Genomic DNA, 14,265 nt, shown 5'->3' on the forward strand with positions numbered 1-14,265 from the left:
ACGCACGTTGAGGCGCGGGTCGTGGGCCGGGTTCTGGCTCATGCCGAGGTGCTCCTGCTCTCGCGTGCTCTCACGTCATCACTCACCGGTGACCGCCGTGCGGGCGTGCTCCGCCGCCAGCACGGTCACCTGCTGCGCGCCGCCCGCCGGCGGCACGTACATCGCTACCACGTCGGTCCAGGTCCGGACCAGGTTGCTCGACACGCTGCCCTTGCCGGCGAGAGCCGCGTCGAACGGGTCGTTCAGGGTGATGCTGCCCTGGGACAGGGTGGCGGTGGTGACCGTCGACAACTCACCGACGACGATCGCGCCGCCGTCCGCCGTGCGCAGCGAGGTCACGGCGCCCGCCACCGGCGCCACGGTCTCCGCCACCGTCGCGACGGCCTGGAGGCTCGCGGCGGTCTGGTTGCGCGCCTCCGTGATCGCGGTCCGGAAGAAGTCCGCCGGGAACGTGGCCGCGTACGACGACGCGTCGCCGTTGGTCAGCACGTCGGCGTACTGCGCGACGGCCTCGCCGGGCGGCAGCAGCAGCGACGTGTCGTCGATCGCCACGGGCTCGCTGCCCTCCTCGGGCGTCGCCGTCAGGGGCATCTGCACCGACGGGCCGAGCCGCGCCCAGCTCCAGAGCCGGTACGGGTCGCGCGGACCGTCCTGCGTGAGGACGAGCAGCAGCGGCGCCTGGAGGTCGTCGGGCTGCGTGGTCACCACCATCTGGGTGCGCGGCCAGCTCGTCGTGTCGGGCGTGATCGTGGTCTGCGCCGTCGTCGGGATCGCCACCGGGGCGCGCTCGCCGTTGGTGGCGGTCGCCCGGACGTACTCCGCCGAGCGGATGGCGAGCGCCGGGCCCGACAGCCGGGCGCCGAGGCCCGTGGCGTCCAGCGCCTGGTCCCCCGCCGCCAGCACGGTGCCGACCTGGTCGAGCACGTTCGTCGACTGCGCCACCGTGAGCGCCGGCGGCGGGACCGCCGGCACCGCGTCGGGCGTGGGCTCGGGCACCGGGTTGGCGCAGGCCGCCAGCCCGAGGGCGGCGACGAGCGCGACGGCCGTGCCGGCGAGGCGACGGCGCAGGCGGGCTGCGCCGGGGCGGTGCCCCGTGGTGCGTGCGGTCATCGGCCCTCCTCCGTGCCCCGGGTGTCGTCGTCCTGCTGGGCGGGCGTCCCGCCCTCGTCGGCGCTGGGGAAGCCCCACATGCGGCGCCAGGCGTCGGCGCGCTGGGCGCGGGTCGCGGCGTCGTCCTCCTCGCCCGAGGCCCCGGTGCCGCGCGGCGCGGCGCCGGGACGGGCCGCCGGGCCCGCGGGCGGGACGCCCGGGGTGGCGGCGCCGGGCGCCGCGGCGGGTCGCGGCGTCGGCGCGGCGGGTGCCGCGGGTGGGGTCGAGGCCGCGGGGCCGGCCGCCGGGCGGGTCGCCGGGGTCGAGCCCGGCACGGGCGACCACGCCGTGGCCGCCGGCGACGCCGAGCCGGCACCGGCCGGGGCCGACCCGGGCGCGCTCCCCGCCGCTCCGGTCGCGGCGGTGCCGGTCGCGGCGGTGCCCGTCGCGTCGGCACCCGGGTCGTCGTGCGACGCCCGCCCCCGGCGCCACGGCAGGCGGTCGGCGAGCCGCCGCCCCGCGGTGCGCTCGTCGGCGGCCGGGGTCTCCGTCACCGGCGACGCCGGTGCGGTCCCGGGCGCCCCGGGGACCGCCGGGAGGGCGGTGGTCGCGTCGTCACGCGCGCCGGGCGCGGGGGTCGCGCCGGTCGTCGCCGGCGTGCCGGGGGCGCCGCCGGCCGGACGCGCGGCGGAGTCCCGCTCCCGGTCCGGGGCGCCGGCGCGGGCGCTGTGGTCGGCGGGCGCGCCGGCGGCCGGCGTCCTCGCCTCGTCCACCACGGGCGTCGCCCCGGTCACCACGGGCGTCGCCCCGGTCACCGCCGGCGTCGCCCCGGTGACGACGGGCACGGCCCCGGTGGGCGTGCGCCCGCCGCGCCTGCGCGCCGCCGCCGCGGCCGCCTCGGCCTCGCGCAGCTGGCGCCGGGTCGGCGGGGCACCGGGCGTGACGGTCCCCAGGGGGACCACCCCGGCGGGCGTGCCGTCGCCGGTCGTGGCCGGCGCGCCGGCAGCGCCGCCGGCGCCCGGCAGCGGCACCGTGGCGAGCGTCCCGGTGCTGACGTCGGTCCACCCCGCGTCCGGGCCCTCGCGCCGCTCGCGCAGGATGCGCACGAGGAGGATCGCGGCGACCGCCAGGAGCAGCACCCCGAGCGCGACGCCCGGCCACAGCCAGGGCGTGGTCACGGTCTGCGGCCAGGACAGGTCGAGCACCGGCGCGCTGTCGCCGAGGCTGACGGCGAGGAGCGACCAGCGGCCCTCCTGGGCCGGCCACTCCAGCGTCGCGGAGCCGTCGCCGGCCACCTCGACGACCCACATGTCGCTGCCGGTCGGGTCGGCGGCCGTCGCGGCGGCGGCCCCCGCCTCCTCGCTCGCCGACGGCGACGGGGCCGCCTCGGCGGCGGCCTCCTCGGTCGCCGTGGCGGAGGGGCTCGGGGACGACTCGGCCGCGTCCTGGCCTGCGGTCGTGGCGAGCGTGTGCCAGTCGGACAGGCCGGTGACCCGCTCGTACGGGTCGCTGCCGACCCAGGCGGTGACGTCGGTGTCCCGGCCCACGGCGAGCACGACGGGCGAGCCGTCGGCGCGCACGGTGACGGTCACCGGGTCGCCGGCGAGCTCGAGCACGCCGGGGTCGGTCACGAGGGTCCGGGTGTCGCCCCCGGGCGCGGCCGTGGCGACCAGCGGGTCGTCCGCCCGCCATGCGGTGGCGGAGGCGACGCCGAGCCCGATGGCCGCGACCCCGAGCACCCCGAGGACGGCGGCGATCAGTCGTTGGAGCACGCATCTTCCTCTCGAACGTGACGCCCCAGGATAGGCGGACCACCTCGGGGTCCGGGCAAATCGGGCCGGCTGCGGGGTCGGCGCGGGCCCGGTGGACGGGTGTCCCGCGCCGCGGCGCTGCCGATACCCTGGACGGCGGACGCGGGCCGACCGACGCCCCGAGCCTCCCGCCCGGAGGCCGTCCCCACAAGCGCTCGCGCGCGCTCGCAGGAGGAACTTCGTGGCAGAGGACCGTACGCCCTTCCCGGTGGTCAACTTCCGTGGCTACGACCGCGGACCCGTCGACACCCGGATGTCGGAGCTCGAGCGCGCGCTGCAGGACGCCCGCAGCCAGGTCGCGTCGATGGACGAGCGGGTGCTGCAGATCTCGGGCGAGCTGTCCGAGGCGCACCGCCAGCTGCGGGAGGCCGAGCGGCCCACCTACTCCGGCCTGGGCTCGCGGATCGAGATGCTGCTGCGCTCCGCGGAGGAGCAGTCCTCGGACGTCGTGCAGCAGGCGAACGCGCAGGCGTCCGACGCCCTGGCCCGGGCCCGGCTCGCCGCCGGCCAGCTCCGCGCCCGCGCGGAGAACGAGGTCGCCGAGATGCTCGCCACCGCGCGCCGCGAGGCGACGGAGGAGCGGTCGACGGCGCACACCGAGGCCGAGAGCGCGCTGACCGGCGCGCAGCGGCGCGCGGAGGAGCTGGTCGGGTCGGCGGAGCGCGAGGCCGCCCGGATCCAGACCGCCATCCAGACGGAGGAGAGCGAGCGCCGGGCGACGCTCGAGCGCGAGCTCGGCACGCTGCGGGCGACGGTCGAGCGCGAGACGACCGAGCTCCGGATCAGCACCGAGCAGGCCGCGGAGGAGCTGCGCACCCGCACCGAGTCGGAGACGACCGCGATGCGCGCCGACGCCGAGCGGTACGACCAGGACCTGCGCCAGGCCGCCGACGCCGAGACGACCGCGCTGCGCCAGCGGGTCACGGGCGAGCTCGCCGAGCTCCGCACCGAGGCCGAGCGCTGGGCCGCCATGCAGCGGTCCGTCGCCGCGACCGAGATCGCCGAGGCCCGCCAGGCCGCCGCCGAGGAGTCCCGCGCGCTGCGCGCCGACGCCGCCGCGCACGCCGACGCGGTGCGGTCCGCCGCCGAGCGCGCCGCCGCCGAGATCCAGCAGCGGGCGACCGCGGAGACGACCGCCCTGCGCGCCGAGGCCGAGCAGTACTCCGGCTTCGTGCGGGCGACCGCCGACCGCGAGACCGGCGAGCTGCGCGCGGCCGTCGCCGACGAGATCGCCGCCGTCCGCCAGGAGGCCGAGCAGGCGCTGGCCGCCCACCGCGCGGAGTCCGAGCACTACGCGAGCGAGCTCCGCGCCACCGCCGAGCGCGAGACCACCGAGCTGCGCGAGCGCACCGAGCACGAGGCCGCGACGCTGCGGGCGCTGGCCGAGCGCGAGACCACCGAGCTCCGCGACCGCACCGAGCGCGAGGCGGCCGAGCTGCGCGAGCGCACGGACCGCGAGGTCGCCGAGCTCCGCGAGGCGACCCGCCTCGACGTCGAGCGCCAGCTCACCGAGGCGAACCGCGCCGCCGACGAGGTCCGGTCGGCCGCCCGCGCCGAGGCCGACGCGCTCGTCGCGCAGGCCCGCCAGCAGCTGGCGGACGCGGAGCTGCAGATCGCCGCGCAGCGCGAGGCGGCCGAGCGCGCCGACGCCGAGCGGCACGCCACCGCCCGCGCCGAGACCGAGAAGCTCGTCTCCGACGCCGAGGCGCACGCCGCCGACGCCGAGCAGCGCGTCGCCAAGGCCCTCGAGCAGGCCGAGAAGATCCGCGTCGACTCGCAGAACCACTCCAAGGAGCTGCTGTCGAACGCCCGCGCGAACGCCGACCGGGTCGTCGCCGAGGCGCGCGAGCACGCCGAGAAGACGCTGTCCGAGGCGATGGCCGAGTCCGAGCGCGAGCGCACGACGTCGCAGCGCCAGGTCGAGGACCTCAACCGTCAGCGGGAGTCGATCACGTCCTACCTGGACGAGCTGCGCAACCTGCTCGGCCACGACCCGGCGCCGAACCGCACGACGCTGGAGAAGGCCGACGCCGCGCAGGCGCAGTTCGACGCCAAGCAGGCGGCCCGCCCGGCCGCGCGCCCGGCCCGCGGCAAGGGCCGGCCCGCGCCCGTGTCGGCGGCGACGCCCGCGGTCCCCGCGCCCGCCGGCGCGCAGGACGACGCGGCGGACGGGGCGAAGGGCGCCGCGGACGCGACCGCCACCGCCCCGGCGGCCGGTGCCCCGAGCGGCGCCGACGCGCAGCCCGCGGACGCCGCCCCGGCCCCGCAGGACGCCGAGCGCCCCGCGGCGGCGAAGGAGGCGGCGCAGGCCGCGCAGCAGCCCGTGGACGGCCCCGAGACCTCCGGGGACGAGGCCACGGCCGCGCCGGCCGAGAAGTGAGCGAGCGCGACGCGCCGTCGGGCCCGGACGGGTCCGACGGCGCGGCCGCCGACTGGCGCTCCCGCCGCCGCGAGGCCGCCGACGCCCACGAGGCCGCGCTCCGCGCCCGCCGCCAGGCCGAGTCGGCCCGCGCCCGCGAGCTGATCGCGCGGTTCGTCGCCGACGCCCGTGCGCGCGGCGTCGCGCCCGAGCCGCTGCACGCGCAGGGCTACGGCGGCCGCGGCCGGTACCGCACGCCGCTGCAGGGCTGGTACCTGCGCCGGGACCGCACCGTCGCGGTCGGCACCGACGGCGGCTTCTACGTGCTCACCGTGCCGCCGTCGCTGGCCGCGCGGCTGCGCGGGGTGCGGCCCGAGCCGCAGGACCCGCCGCTGGTCATCGGCGCGGGCGGCAAGGACGGGGAGTCGCTGGACCTGCCGGTCGCGCTCGCCCGGGCGCTCGGCGACGACGCGGCCTGACGACCCGCGGGCCGGGCGGCTCGACCGGGGCGGAGCCCCGGACCGCAGCCGGCGGCGGGCTCAGCCCCGCGCCCGCCCCAGCAGGTCCCCGAGCGCGGCCGCGACCGCGCCCGGCGCCTCGACGGCCGTGAGGTGCCCGGCGCCCGGCACCACCACGGCCTCGACGCCCAGCGCCGCCGCCATGCCCTCCGCCTCCGCCACCGGCGTCGGCTGGTCCTCCTCGCCCACGAGCACGAGCGCCGGCCCCCGGTACCCGGCGAGCACCGCCGTGCGGTCGGGCCGGGCCGCCATCGCGCGCTGCGACCACGCCACGCCGGCCGGCGACTGCTCGCCGATCAGCGCCTCCAGCCGCGCGACGAGACCCGGCCGCTCGCGCGAGGCGGCGCCGAGCAGCGCGGTCGCCATCGGCAACACCTCGTCGACGGTGCCGGTCGACTCGACGACGCCGGCGACCCGCATCCGGTTCGCGCGCGCCGCGTCGGCGTCCGCGGTGGCCTTGGTGTCGAGCAGCCCGAGCCCGGCGACGAGCCCCGGGTGCCGCTCCGCCAGCGCCAGCGCGACGTAGCCGCCCATCGACAGCCCGGCGACGACGGCGCGCGCGTGCCCCGCCTCGGCGAGCACGGCGGCGACCGCGTCGGCCGCCGCCTCGAGCGACGGCTCGGGCAGTGCGACGCCCTGCGCCGCGCCCAGCCCGGGCAGGTCGACCGCGAGCACCGGGCCGTCCAGCAGCGGGGCGACGTCCGCCCACATCCGGGAGTCGAGCGGGAAGGCGTGCAGCAGGACCAGCGGGAGCCCGGTGCCCGGGCGCAGCGCGTGCAGCGTGACGGTGGCGGTCATGCGTCCTCCTGGTCGGATCCGGCGAAGGCCTCGCCGTCGGGCGACTGCGGGACGGCGGGCGCCTCGGCCTGCTCGCTCGGCCCGTCCCAGGTGGTCGGCAGCGGCACCGGCAGGCCCGGGCGCACGTGCCGGACGATCTCGTCGAGCACCCGCCGGACGTACGGCTCCCCCACCCAGAGGTGCTTCGCGCCGTCGACGCCGATCACCTCGGCCTGGTGGACCCGGGCGAACCGCTCGCGCGCCTCGGCGGGGCGCAGGTAGTCGTCGTGCTCGGGCACCAGGACGACCAGCGGCTTCCCGTCGGCGTCCCACGCGTCGAGGTCGGCGTCCGTGGCCCGGTGCAGCGGGGGCGACAGCAGCACGGCGCCCTCGACCGCCGGGTCGAGGCCGTGCATCAGCGCGAGCTCGGTGCCGAACGACCAGCCGACGAGCCACGGGTGCGGCAGGTCGCGGAACTCGGCGAGCTCGATCGCGGCGTGCACGTCGAACTTCTCGGCGACGCCGCCGTCGAACGCGCCCCCGCTCGTGCCGCGCGGGCTGGACGTGCCGCGGGTGTTGAACCGCAGGACCGCGACGTCGGCCAGCGCCGGGAGCCGCCAGGCGGCCTTGCGCAGCACGTGCGAGTCCATGTAGCCGCCGTGCGTCGGCAGGGGGTGCAGGGTGACCAGCGTCGCGGCCGGCGTGCGCGGGGTGCCGTCGGGGTCGACCGGGAGGGCGAGCTCGCCGACGAGCGTGAGGCCGTCGGCGGTGTGCAGCTCGACCTCCTCGCGGTGCGCGGGCAGGACGGTGAGCGAGCGGATGGGCGTGGGGGCGGCTGCGGCGGTCATCGCCGACGAGCCTAGTCCGGCGCCCTCAGCGCCGCGTCGGCCCCCGCCGGTGCCGGGCCGACCAGCACGCGGCGTGCCAGTGCCGCCGGTCCGCGAGGGCGGAGTCGGCCCCGAACAGCCCGTCGGCCCGCCAGGCGACGACGTGCGGCGTGCCCGGCGCGATCTCCTGGTCGCAGCCCGGGCAGCGGAACGTGCGGTCGGACCCGCCCACCCGCTGCACGGTCCACGCGCCGTCCGCCGACTCCTCGGACGTGCGGCCGCCGCGCACCCGGTCGAGGTCGAGCGGGACGTGCTCGGCGGCGTACGGGCGCTTGCCGGAGCGGCGGGAGGACGGCACGACCCGATTGTCCCCCGGCGCGCCGGAGGGCGGCCACCGTGCGGCGGCCGCCCTCCGGCGTGCGTGGCGTCCCGTCAGCGGGGTCGCCGGCGTCAGGACAGCCCGGCCGCCGACTCCGCGGGCGCGATCGTCCGGGTCGCGACGAGGTCCCGGTACCAGAGCGCCGAGTCCTTGGGCGTCCGCTCCAGCGTGTCGTAGTCGACCCGCACGATGCCGAACCGGCGGTCGTAGCCGTACGCCCACTCGAAGTTGTCCATCAGCGACCAGACGAAGTAGCCGCGCACGTCCGCGCCGGCGTCCATCGCGGCGCCGACCGCGTCGATGTGGTCGTGCAGGTACTCGACGCGGTCGAGGTCGTGCACCCGGCCGTCGGCGGACACCTCGTCGGCGAACGCCGCGCCGTTCTCCGTGACCGCCAGCGGGACGGACGGGTACCGCTCGTGCACCTCGAGGAGCAGGTCGACGAGGCCCTGGGGCTCGATGTTCCAGCCCATCGCGGTGTGCGGGCCCGGCTGGGGCAGCCACTCGACGTCGTCGCAGCCGACCCACGGGCTGACCACGGACGACTTGTGCCCGTCGACGCCGGGGCTGCCGTCGCCGACGACCGGCTCGCCGTGCAGCCGCTGCACCCGGCCCGTCGAGTAGTAGTTGATGCCGAGCAGGTCGATCGGCTGCCGGATGATCTCCAGGTCGCCGTCCTGCACGAACGACCAGTCGGAGACGGCGGCCGTCTGGGCGAACACGTTCTCCGGGTACCGGCCCTCGAGCAGCGGCTGCAGGAACACCTCGTTCGCGACGGTGTCGACCTGGCGCTTGGCCTCGACGTCCTCGGGGGCGTCGGACGCCGCCCGGGTCACGTGCAGGTTGAGGGTGATCGAGACCTGGGCGGCGTCGCCGAGCACCTCGCGGATCGCGCGGGCCGCGAGGCCGTGCGCGAGGTTGAGGTGGTGCACGGCGGCCAGCGCCGCGGCGGGCTCGGTGCGCCCCGGGGCGTGCACGCCGGAGGCGTAGCCGAGGTACGAGGAGCACCACGGCTCGTTCAGCGTGGTCCACACGGTGACCTTGTCGCCCAGCACCTCGGCGAGCTTGCGGGCGTAGTCGGCGAACCGGTAGGCCGTCTCGCGGTTCGCCCAGCCGCCCTCGTCCTCCAGCGCCTGCGGCAGGTCCCAGTGGTAGAGCGTGACGACGGGCTTGATGCCCGCGGCGATCAGCCGGTCGACGAGGTCGGTGTAGAACGCGAGTCCCTCCGCGTTCCACTCCCCCGAGCCGGTCGGCTGCACCCGGGGCCAGGCGATCGACAGGCGGTACGCCTGCAGGCCCAGGGACTGCATGAGCGCGACGTCCTCGGGGACCCGGTGGTAGTGGTCGGCGGCGACGGCGCCGGTGTCGCCGTTCAGCACGGCGCCCGGGCGCGCGGAGAACGTGTCCCAGATGGACGGCGCGCGGCCGCCCTCGGTCGCGGCGCCCTCGATCTGGTAGGACGCGGTGGCCGACCCCCACAGGAAGTCGGCGGGGAACGTGCGCCCGGAGGGGCGAGAAGTGGTCATCAGAGCTTCCTCGGTTCGGGTGAGCCGCGGGACGGCGATGTCGAATCGATACGATACACGGCTGTGGGAGCGCTCCCGCCCCGTCGTGTCCCGCCGAGCGGGCAGTAGATGTCCCCTCACGTCGCCCGGAGGCGACATCGACTGCCCACTCGGCGAGCGGGGCGGGGTCAGGCGGGGAGGGTGAGCTCCGCGCGGGCGCCCCGGGCCGCCTGCGGCGTACCCAGGGCCGCCGCCACCGACCACGCGGCCGGGACCGCGCCCGTCGCCTCGACCGTGACCGCCGCGCCCGACCGCCGCGCGACGAACTCCACGTCGCCCGCCGCGCCGCGGACCGTCGTCCGCGCCTCGGCACCGTCCGCCAGGCCGAACACCCGCAGCGTGACGCCGTCGGCGTGGTCGTAGTCCGGGCGGTCGGTGCGCGCGCCGACCGGCAGCAGCGTGCCGGGCCGCACCAGCACGGGCAGCGAGTCGAAGCCGTGCCGCTGCCGGTGCCACCGCGGGCCCAACACCGTCGAGCCGTCGAGCAGCGACGTCCACTCGCCCTCGGGCACGTAGACGTCCACGTCGCCCTCCGCGGTGAACACCGGCGCGACCAGCAGCGACGACCCCAGCGCGTACTGGGTGTCGACCGTCGCGGCGCCCGGGTCGTCCGGGAACTCGAGGAACAGCGGCCGCATGACCGGCAGACCGTCGGTGTGCGCCTCGCGGCCCACCGCGGACAGGTACGGCATCAGCGCCAGCTTGAGCTCGGTGAACCGCTGCGTGACCTTGACCGACTCCTCGTCGAACGCCCACGGCACCCGGTACGACGACGAGCCGTGCAGCCGGGAGTGCGAGGACAGCAGGCCGAACGCGAGCCAGCGCTTGAACACCGCGGCGTCCGGGGTGCCCTCGAACCCGCCGATGTCGTGCGACCAGTAGCCGAAGCCGGACGACGCGAGCGACAGCCCGCCGCGCAGCGACTCCGCCATGGACACGAACGTCGACTCGCAGTCGCCGCCCCAGTGCACCGGGAACTGCTGGCCGCCGGCGGTGGCCGACCGCGCGAACAGCACCGCCTCGCCCTCGCCCTTGACCTCCTCGAGGAGCTCGAAGACGGCCTTGTTGTAGAGGTGCGTGTAGTAGTTGTGCATCCGCTCGGGGTCCGAGCCGTCGTGCCAGACGACGTCGGTCGGGATCCGCTCGCCGAAGTCGGTCTTGAAGCAGTCGACGCCCATGTCGAGCAGCGCCCGCAGCTTCTCCTTGAACCACGCGGTGGCCTCGGGGTTGGTGAAGTCGACGAGGCCCATGCCCGCCTGCCACATGTCCCACTGCCAGACCGAGCCGTCCGCGCGCTTGACCAGGTAGCCGCGCTCGGCGCCCTCGGCGAACAGGTGCGAGCGCTGCGCGATGTACGGGTTGATCCACACGCACACCTGCAGGTCGCGGTCGTGCAGCCGGGAGAGCAGGCCCTCGGGGTCCGGGAACGTCGCCGGGTCCCAGACGAAGTCGCACCAGTGGAACCGGCGCATCCAGAAGCAGTCGAAGTGGAACACCGACAGCGGCAGCCCGCGCTCGGCCATGCCGTCGATGAACGACATGACGGTGGCCTCGTCGTAGTCCGTGGTGAACGAGGTCGACAGCCACAGGCCGTAGGACCAGTCCGGCACGGCGGCGGGGCGGCCGGTGAGCGCGGTGTACCGGCGCAGCACGTCCTTCGGCTCGGGGCCGGCGATCACGTAGTAGCGCAGCCGCTGCCCGGGGACGCTGAACTGCGTCCGGGACACGACCTCGGAGCCGATCTCGAACGAGACGTGGCCGGGGTGGTCGACGAACACGCCGTAGCCCGCGTCGGTCAGGTAGAACGGCACGTTCTTGTACGACTGCTCCGAGGACGTGCCGCCGTCCGCGTTCCAGATGTCGACGGTCTGGCCGTTCTTCACGAACGGGGTGAACCGCTCGCCCAGGCCGTAGACGTGGTCCCCGACGCCGAGGCCGAGCTGCTCGCGGACGAACGGCCGGCCCTCCGCGTCGGTGATCACGCCGACGCCGCGCGAGGTGGCGCCGGTGACGACCCGGCCGTCGACCTCGACGTCGAGCGCCCACTCCCCCGTCGTCGACACCCGGGCGGTGAGGTTGCCGGTCGTCAGGGACGCCCGGGGGTCCTCCTCGGTCGGCCCGGCGACCGCGACGTGCGGCGCTGCGTCGGCGAGCCCGAACGCCGGCCCGTGGTCGACGCCGCCCTGGTGGTGCTCGATCGTCACGCCGAGCACCCCCTCGGCGGGCGAGTCGAGCGTGATCGTGATGAGCGGGTGGTTGAGGGTGTCGCCGCGCGTGACGAGGCGGCCGGTGCCGGCGTAGGCGGTGAGCGACCGCTCGCCCAGGACCACCTCGTCGACCGCGCGCGGGCGCTGCACGGTGACGCCGGGGAGGGTCTGCCAGTAGCCGTCGGTGAACTTCATGGTGTGCCCTTACTTGACCGCGCCCGCGGTGATCCCGCGGGTCAGCGTGCGCTGGAAGATGAGGAAGAAGACGATCGCCGGGATCATCGAGACGAGGGCGCCCGCGTTGGTCGTGGGGGCGTCCATCATGCGGTCGCCCTGCAGCGACGCGAGGGCCACCGGGATCGTCTGGGTGGCGTTGGTCGTGAGCATGACCAGCGGGATGAAGAACTCGTTCCACGTCCAGATGAAGAAGAAGATCAGCAGGACGCTGAGCGTCGGCCGGACCACCGGGAACACGACGCCCCACAGGGTCCGCCACCGGCCCGCGCCGTCGAGGGACGCCGCCTCGAGCAGCGCCTTCGGGAACGTGCCGAGCACCGAGGACAGCAGGTACGTGCCGAACGCCGCCTGGATCACCGTGAAGATGATGATCACCGACCACTGGTTGTTGGACAGCCCCACCTCCTGCGCCATCTGGAACAGCGGGTAGACCAGGACCTCCTGCGGCAGCATGTTCGCGAGCAGGAACAGCGTGACGATCCACATCCGGCCCTTGACCCGGCCGACGCCGAGCGCGTACGAGCTGAACAGCGACAGCACGACGGCGAAGATCGCGACCGCGCCGGAGATCCAGATCGAGTTGACCAGCTTCTCGGGGAAGTTGACGCGGGTCCAGAAGTTCCGCAGGCCCTCGGTGTAGAACTCCGCCGGCCAGGACAGCGGGCCGTTCTGCGAGTAGTCCGCGGGCGCCTTGAACGCGTTCAGCACCATGATGACGAACGGCACGAGCATGACGACGGCGACTCCGACCGCGGCGGCGAGCACGAACCAGCGCGCGGTGCCGCGGCGGTGCCGGCGGTCGACGTCGGTGGCCTTCGCGCGCGGCGGGCGCGGCGGGCGCCCCGTGGCGACCGGCGTCGGCAGCGTCTCGATCGGGGCGGCCATCAGCGACCCTCCTCCTCGCGGCGGGCGCTGCGGGCCTGCAGCACCATGATGACGACGGCGATCGCGATGATCAGGACCGTCAGGACGTTCGCGATCGCGGCCCCGTAGCCGACCTTCGACTTGTCGAAGAAGTTCAGGTACGAGTAGTACGACGGCACGAGGGTCGACGACTCCGGGCCGCCGCGGGTCAGCACGTAGATCGGGCCGAACACCTTGAGCGCGGCCACCGTGCAGGTCAGCGTGATGACGAACGTCTCGGGCTTGATCTGCGGGATCGTGATGGCGCGGAACCGGTGCCACCAGCCGGCGCCGTCGAGCTCGGCGGCCTCGTACAGCTCCGGGTCGACGCGCTGCAGCGCGGACATGAAGATGACGACCGGGTAGCCGATCTGGATCCAGATCAGCACCAGCATCACGGTCGGCAGCGCGGTGTCGGTCGAGCCCAGCCAGTTGGGCGGGTTCGCGACGCCGATCTCGCGGAGCACCACGTTCACCGCGCCGGTCTGCGAGTTGAGGATCCAGTTCCACAGCACGCCGGCGACGGCGACCGGCAGGATCTGCGGCAGGTAGTAGGTGGCGCGCAGCACGGAGGCCACGCGCGGGCCGAACCGCTTGCCGAGCACGTCGAACAGCGTGGTCGCGAGCAGCAGGCCGATCAGCGTCGGCACCACCACCATCGCGAGGATCATCGCGATCGAGTTCCGGAACGACGTCCAGAACTGCTCGTCCGCGAGCAGGTCGGTGTAGTTGCCGAGCCCGTACCAGCGCAGCGGGGCGTTGCCGCCCTTCCACTTGTGCAGGCTGTACCAGATGTTCATCCCGAACGGGATCAGGATGACGACGGTGAAGGCGATCAGGCCGGGCAGCAGGTAGGGCAGGTACCCGACCCAGTCGCGCGAACGGCGGCCGCGGCGGGTGCCGCGGGTGCGCGGCTCCGACGGCGGCGCGGCGCGGTCGACGGTGGTCACAGGAGCTCCTCGCGAGGTGGGGCGCCCGGGCCGGCGGTGGTCGCCGCCGGCCCGGGCAGGGGGTGGACGCTCAGCCCTCGAGCAGGTCCGTCTTGCCGTCCTGGTAGGCGGTGGACAGGCCGTCCAGCACCTCGGACGGGGACTTCGACTGGTTGACCAGCGACTGGAGCTCGCTCACGATCACGTCGTAGTAGCCCGGAACCGGCCAGTCGGGGTAGAACGCCAGGCCGTCCTCGTCGAGGATCGACTCGAAGTTCTCGGTCATCTCCTTGGTCTTCTCGTCCGTGATGGCCGAGGAGTCGCCGGCGACCGGGAGGCCGCCCTTCTGGCCGAGGATCTCCTGCACCTCGGGGCGCAGCGTGATGTCGATGAAGTCGTACGCCAGGTCCTTGTTGGCGGCGTTCTCCGGGACGACCCACAGGTTGCCGGACGAGCCCGGGTGCATCGTGTTGTCCGGGAACAGCGCCTGGGTCCAGGTGAACGGGATCTCCTCGACCAGGCGGCCGAACCACCAGGAGCCGGAGACCATGATCGGGTAGGTGCCGTTGATGAACGAGACGCCCATGTCCTCGGCGGTCAGCGCGGCCGAGTCGGACGCGATGTAGCCGGCCTTGATCCACTCGTCGAGCTTCTCGGTCGCCTG

General features: G+C 75.6%; 12 protein-coding genes. 2 read left to right on the top strand and 10 right to left on the bottom strand.

All coding sequences use genetic code 11. The features are described from left to right. Positions 1–78 precede the first annotated feature (78 nt). Positions 79–1,110: a hypothetical protein gene (locus tag VER05_RS07410; RefSeq protein ID WP_324844739.1), complete on the bottom strand. Its 1,032-nt coding sequence runs from the start codon at positions 1,108–1,110 to the stop codon at positions 79–81. Continuing rightward, positions 1,107–2,861 (bottom strand): hypothetical protein, encoded by a 1,755-nt coding sequence (locus VER05_RS07415; protein ID WP_324844740.1) that lies wholly within the window; start codon positions 2,859–2,861, stop codon positions 1,107–1,109. Before VER05_RS07415 ends, VER05_RS07410 begins: the two co-directional genes overlap by 4 nt. 220 nt (positions 2,862–3,081) lie before the next feature. On the opposite strand from VER05_RS07415, the gene VER05_RS07420 reads away from it, so the two are divergent. Together VER05_RS07420 and VER05_RS07425 are read left to right on the top strand one after the other, a co-directional pair. Continuing rightward, positions 3,082–5,280, top strand: a complete 2,199-nt coding sequence (locus VER05_RS07420) for a hypothetical protein (protein WP_324844741.1) — start codon at positions 3,082–3,084, stop codon at positions 5,278–5,280. Next, on the top strand, positions 5,277–5,738 hold the full coding sequence (locus tag VER05_RS07425; RefSeq protein ID WP_324844742.1) for a hypothetical protein: 462 nt from the start codon (positions 5,277–5,279) through the stop codon (positions 5,736–5,738). Before VER05_RS07420 ends, VER05_RS07425 begins: the two co-directional genes overlap by 4 nt. Positions 5,739–5,798: 60 nt before the next feature. On the opposite strand, the gene VER05_RS07430 is transcribed toward VER05_RS07425, so the two are convergent. The 8 genes from VER05_RS07430 to VER05_RS07465 form a co-directional block, all read right to left on the bottom strand. After that, a complete protein-coding gene (locus tag VER05_RS07430; RefSeq protein WP_324844743.1) occupies positions 5,799–6,575 on the bottom strand; it encodes an alpha/beta hydrolase in 777 nt (258 codons plus the stop codon). Beyond that, positions 6,572–7,402, bottom strand: coding sequence for an alpha/beta hydrolase (locus VER05_RS07435; protein WP_324844744.1), 831 nt, complete (start codon positions 7,400–7,402; stop codon positions 6,572–6,574). Before VER05_RS07435 ends, VER05_RS07430 begins: the two co-directional genes overlap by 4 nt. A 25-nt stretch (positions 7,403–7,427) precedes the next feature. Further along, positions 7,428–7,739 (bottom strand): hypothetical protein, encoded by a 312-nt coding sequence (locus VER05_RS07440; RefSeq protein ID WP_324844745.1) that lies wholly within the window; start codon positions 7,737–7,739, stop codon positions 7,428–7,430. Between the two features lie 92 nt (positions 7,740–7,831). Further along, positions 7,832–9,286, bottom strand: a complete 1,455-nt coding sequence (locus VER05_RS07445) for a beta-glucosidase (RefSeq protein WP_324844746.1) — start codon at positions 9,284–9,286, stop codon at positions 7,832–7,834. 167 nt (positions 9,287–9,453) lie between these two features. Then, complete coding sequence (gene yicI / locus VER05_RS07450) at positions 9,454–11,727, bottom strand: alpha-xylosidase (RefSeq protein ID WP_324844747.1); 2,274 nt, start codon at positions 11,725–11,727, stop codon at positions 9,454–9,456. Positions 11,728–11,736: 9 nt separating this feature from the next. Beyond that, entirely contained in the window at positions 11,737–12,654 is a 918-nt protein-coding gene (locus VER05_RS07455; RefSeq protein WP_324844748.1) for a carbohydrate ABC transporter permease, read from the bottom strand. After that, the gene (locus tag VER05_RS07460) at positions 12,654–13,622 is read right to left on the bottom strand and encodes a carbohydrate ABC transporter permease (RefSeq protein ID WP_240933662.1); all 969 of its coding nucleotides are present in this window, start codon (positions 13,620–13,622) and stop codon (positions 12,654–12,656) included. Before VER05_RS07460 ends, VER05_RS07455 begins: the two co-directional genes overlap by 1 nt. 70 nt (positions 13,623–13,692) lie before the next feature. Beyond that, the coding region (locus VER05_RS07465) for an extracellular solute-binding protein (protein WP_324844749.1) at positions 13,693–14,265 on the bottom strand (573 nt) is incomplete at its 5' end.

The organism is Cellulomonas sp. (genome assembly GCF_035634735.1).
Taxonomy (GTDB): domain Bacteria; phylum Actinomycetota; class Actinomycetes; order Actinomycetales; family Cellulomonadaceae; genus Cellulomonas.

What these genes read in the sequence shown, in the direction of transcription:
- VER05_RS07445 (WP_324844746.1), bottom strand. Translation starts at nt 9,286, where the DNA reads ATGACCACTTCTCGCCCCTCCGGGCGCACGTTCCCCGCCGACTTCCTG.
- yicI (WP_324844747.1), bottom strand. Translation starts at nt 11,727, where the DNA reads ATGAAGTTCACCGACGGCTACTGGCAGACCCTCCCCGGCGTCACCGTG.
- VER05_RS07410 (WP_324844739.1), bottom strand. Translation starts at nt 1,110, where the DNA reads ATGACCGCACGCACCACGGGGCACCGCCCCGGCGCAGCCCGCCTGCGC.
- VER05_RS07430 (WP_324844743.1), bottom strand. Translation starts at nt 6,575, where the DNA reads ATGACCGCCACCGTCACGCTGCACGCGCTGCGCCCGGGCACCGGGCTC.
- VER05_RS07435 (WP_324844744.1), bottom strand. Translation starts at nt 7,402, where the DNA reads ATGACCGCCGCAGCCGCCCCCACGCCCATCCGCTCGCTCACCGTCCTG.
- VER05_RS07455 (WP_324844748.1), bottom strand. Translation starts at nt 12,654, where the DNA reads ATGGCCGCCCCGATCGAGACGCTGCCGACGCCGGTCGCCACGGGGCGC.